General features: G+C 57.0%; 3 protein-coding genes. 2 read left to right on the top strand and 1 reads right to left on the bottom strand.

Annotated elements, in window-relative coordinates:
- Window positions 1-103: 103 nt before the first annotated feature.
- Entirely contained in the window at window positions 104-565 is a 462-nt protein-coding gene (locus H1Y01_RS12380; RefSeq protein ID WP_180540828.1) for a hypothetical protein, read from the top strand.
- Between the two features lie 22 nt (window positions 566-587).
- Window positions 588-3,809 carry a TonB-dependent receptor gene (locus H1Y01_RS12375; RefSeq protein WP_219341500.1) on the top strand — a complete coding sequence of 1,074 codons (3,222 nt, stop codon included), beginning with the start codon at window positions 588-590 and terminating at the stop codon, window positions 3,807-3,809.
- A gap of 25 nt (window positions 3,810-3,834) precedes the next feature.
- On the opposite strand, the gene H1Y01_RS12370 is transcribed toward H1Y01_RS12375, so the two are convergent.
- The coding region (locus tag H1Y01_RS12370; RefSeq protein ID WP_180540827.1) for an energy transducer TonB at window positions 3,835-4,508 on the bottom strand (674 nt) is incomplete at its 5' end.

Here is a 4,508-nt window from a genome sequence, read left to right as displayed (position 1 = left end):
CGTTAGGAATTTGCGGCAGGCTGGCTGTTTTCCACAACCAGCCTGTCGCAATACAACCACCTTCGCGGTCTGCGGCCACCACTTGAGGCCGTAAACTGGGAACATGCGTTGCTTACCGCTTCTTGCGGCGGCTTTTTGTTTCGTCCTCTCTGCGCAAGAGCATCCCGATTTCACCGGTACCTGGAAACTGAATATCGATGAAAGCGATTTCGCCGGTCTTACCTCACCCAAGTCCCGCACGGATGTAATCGAGCAATCCGGAAACACGCTTCGCCAAAGCGTCAAAGAGATGGATGCCGGTCATCTGCGCACGAGCGAATTGCATTACGAATTAGACGGCTCGACGACGCAGAATACGATTGAAGGCAATCCCGTTCAGTCGACGGCGAAGTGGGACGTTTCCGATCTGGTGATTCACTCGGTAACGCATGCCGCTGATGACGATGTCGCCATCGATGACCGCTGGGTGATGTCGCTCGACAAGACCAAGTTCACCATCCGGCGCCACTTCGAGGGACGGGGTCTGCAATGGGATCAGGCGCTGGTGGAGTATCGGCAGCAGTAAAAAACGGTACCATAGGGGTTCCTTGAGAACCCGCATTCGTATTCTTCTATTCAGCGCCCTGAGTTTATGGGCGTGTTTTAGTCCGCTTCGCGCGCAGGTGACGGCGGCGATTTCAGGAACTGTGGAAGACGCATCCGGCGCGCTGGTGCCCGGGGCGAAGATCACGGTCAAGAGCGTCGAAACAGGCGCCTCTCGAACGGTGACGACGGATCAATCCGGTAGCTTCACCCTGGTTTCACTGCCGCTCGGGCCGCAGGAGTTAACGGTCGAGAAGGCCGGTTTTAAGACCGCAGTTCGCACCGGCGTGTCGTTGGTGGTGGGGCAACAGGCGGTTGTCAACTTCCGGCTGGAATTGGGCGAGTTCGTTCAGCAAGTCACGTCAACCGATGAAACACCGCTGGTCAACACGATGACTTCCGCGATCTCAGGCGTCGTCGGCGAGGAGCAGATCAAGGACCTCCCACTGAACGGCCGCAGTTTCGACAACCTGATCACGTTGAACCCGGGCACGATCAACTACACCGCCTTACGAAGTCCGGAAACGAGCACCAGCAATGGCAATGCATTCTCGGTGGATGGCCGCCGCATCTACGAAAACCTGTTCCTTCTGAACGGGATCGAGTACACCGGGTCCAGCCAGTTAGCCATCAATCCGGGCGGCGTCAGCGGCGAACTGCTGGGCATCGACGCGATTCGCGAGTTCAACGTTCTCACCGATACCTATGGGGCAGAGTACGGAAAACGGGCCGGCGCCCAGATCAGCGTGGTGACGCAGTCGGGCACGAATCAGCTGCATGGCACGGTTTACGAATTTCTGCGCAACAGCGATCTGGACGCCCGGAATTTCTTCGACCAGGCTTCGGTTCCTCCGTTCCGGCGGAATCAGTTCGGCGGGGCGATCGGGGGGCCGGTAAGAAAAGACAAGTGGTTCCTGTTTAGTAACTACGAAGGTTTCCGCCAATCGCTGGCCGTGAGTAGTGTGAGCGTAGTTCCCGATTCGGAGGCGCGGCAAGGGTTGTTGCCCAATGCTTCCGGAGTCTATACCACGGTGGCGAAGCTCAACCCGGCGATGCTTAAGTATATGCAGCTTTGGCCGCTGCCGAATGGTCCGGAACTAACGGTTGGAGGACTTCCCAGCGGAACGGCATTGTCTTATAACAATCCGAAACAGACGATCCGCGAAGACTTCGGTACGATGCGGACGGATTACCTTTTCAGTGACCGGGATACCTTCTCCGCGATTTATACGATTGATAACGGCGATAGCCTGATTCCTTTGTCGGACCCGCTCTTCGGTTCTTATGAAACGCTGCAAAACCAGGTGGCTAGCGTTGAGGAAACGCATATCATCTCGCCGGATATTTTGAATACGTTTCGTGCCGGCTTCTCGCGCGCGGCGTTCAATTATGATTCTTTTCCGCTGGCTTCGTTTCCGGCGGATACGGATTTTGTGACCGGCCTGGGACCGGGCGGGATTGTGGTCGGCGGGGGCGTGACTACCACGGCCGGCGGCACGATTACTTCAGCCGGACCGAATAATGCGGCGAACGTCTGGAATCGGCGGAACCTGTTCACTTACACGGACAGCGTTCAAATCACGAAGGGACGCCATCAGATTAGCGCGGGAGTGTGGCTGCAGCGCGTGCAGGATAACGATGACGATGCATCGCGCCAGTTAGGACAAGCCAGCTTCGCGAGCCTGACGACTTTCCTGCAAGGTACCGTGACATCGTTTCAAGTGGTGCCGGACCCGAATGAACTCGGATGGAGGAGTCTGTTTGGCGCGGGTTACTTCCAGGACTCGATTAAGATCTTTCGGAATCTGACTATTCAAGCAGGGCTGCGGTACGAGTTCACCACCGGGTGGAACGAAGAATCGGGGCGCGCCTCCAACTATCTGACCAATCCGGCGGGTATCTTGATCACTACGCCGAACGTAGGGAGTTCCGCGTTTACTCAAAATAACGCGACACACTTACTGGGGCCGCGCGCGGGGCTGGCCTGGGATGTGTTTGGTAACGGAAAGACGGCGATTCGGGCCGGATTTGGCACTTATTACTCTCTAATAGATGATTTAAGCTTTCTGCTGAACTCGATCCCGCCCTACAACGGATCGGTTTCTAAGACAGGCTCACTGCCTTCGCTGCTACCGATTACTGCCGGCGTTCCTCCCGCGCCCGGCACGATCTTTGCGCCGCAGGGCGTGCAGCCGAACGCCAAGACTCCGACCGTGCAGGAATGGAGTTTCACCGTGGAGCAGCAACTCAGCCACGATACCGTGCTGCGCGTTGGCTATGTGGGCGAGTTCGGCTATCACGGCCTGTTGAGCATCGATCCGAACACCATTCCCACTCAGATTTGCACGAACCCGAGCGGGTGTTCCGCAGGGGGCGTCGCAACTGTCGCGAGTTTAGCGAATACTCCGCACATTGTTCCCGAGGGCGCCGAATATATTCCGGGACCCGGTGCAACCCGGCCGAATCCGCAGTTAGGTGCGGGCTTCTTCTGGTATACGGAAGGGAATAGCAGTTACAACGCGCTCCAGGTGGATGTAAGTCATCGCTTTCGGAAAGGCTTCCAATTCCGGGCGAACTATACCTGGTCGAAGGATCTCGACATCAATTCCGGACTTACCGGCGCGCAGGCCAACAACCAGGCCCAGATGGTTCTGGACCGCAACGACCTGCGCCTCGATTGGGGGCCGTCCGCGTACAACGTTCCCAACCAGGCGAGCATCTCGGGTTCGTACGAGTTACCTTTTAAGGCGAACCGGCTGGTGAAAGGATGGCAGTTCAATACGATTGTTACTCTGCTCAGCGGGTTTCCCTTTACGCCGCAGATTGGATCGAATCGATCCGGCGATGGCGATACCCGGAACCCCGATCGTCCGTCGCTCAATCCCGCGTTCACAGGACCGGTGGTTACCGGCAATCCGAATCAATGGTTTAACCCGGAGGCGTTTATTCTGCCGACTCCAGGTACTTACGGCAACTTAGGACGGGGTGTATATAGCGGACCCGGGCTGGCTGACGTCGACTTTTCGCTTTTTAAGAATACGGCAATTACCGAGCGGACAAACCTGCAGTTCCGCGCGGAGTTCTTCAACTTACTGAACCGCGCGAACTTCGGGACGCCGAACGCGACGGTATTCTCGGGCGCCTCGATCAGTCCTTCGGCAGGATTGATTACGACGACCGCGACTACTTCGCGGCAGATCCAGTTCGGTTTGAAGCTGTTTTTCTAAGTCGGGCGTGACGCGAGCGTCCCAACTAACTACGGCCAGTGCGAAAGTTTACCGCGATGTTGGCGACGACCGGTACAGGCGTTCCGTTCAGGCTACCGGGCTGAAATCGCCATTTCTTGACCGCATCCAGACAAGCGGAATTGAACATCAAAATGCCCTTAGTCAAGCCGATGTCGGTCACTTTCCCGTCGGTCGCGACGACGACGTGGTACTCATTAGTGGCATCGAGGTGGAACTGAAGCGCACGATCCGGATAGATCGGCTCCACTTTATGGACTAGCCGCGGGGTAATAACGCCGCCTCGCGTCGAAGCCTGTTCGAATCGGTCGGTAGCCGAATCGGTAGTTTTCGGATCGCACGAATAGGCGGTCAGCGGGAAGACCGCTTTCCAGCGGGTCAACAGACTCGAGCACACTTCGGAGTAGCTTTCAGGCAACTTACCAAGCTTATCGAGCGACCGGCCATCGCGAGTGATCGTCCAAAGTGCAGAAGCCATAATACGCGGATCGACCGTGTTGCGAAGCGCAGCCTTGAGACTAAGACCGAAGCTTGACGGCGTCGCTAATGCATTACTCGCGCGGCCGGTAAGCGGATCGACTGCACTAATACCCAACGTGGCGCGAGCCCAAAGATCTCCTAACCGAATAGCGGCAGCATGATCGAAGCGCGGTCCGTCGCGGTCCAGCAGTTTCTGTGCGG

It is taken from the genome of Nevskia soli (assembly GCF_903970205.1).
Classification (GTDB): Bacteria; Acidobacteriota; Terriglobia; order Bryobacterales; family Bryobacteraceae; genus Bog-113.
Note: the sequence above shows the minus strand (reverse complement) of the source record. Positions and strands in the feature narration are given on the sequence as shown.

Excerpts from the sequence above, each read along its gene's own strand:
- H1Y01_RS12380 (WP_180540828.1), top strand. The coding sequence starts at position 104 with ATGCGTTGCTTACCGCTTCTTGCGGCGGCTTTTTGTTTCGTCCTCTCT.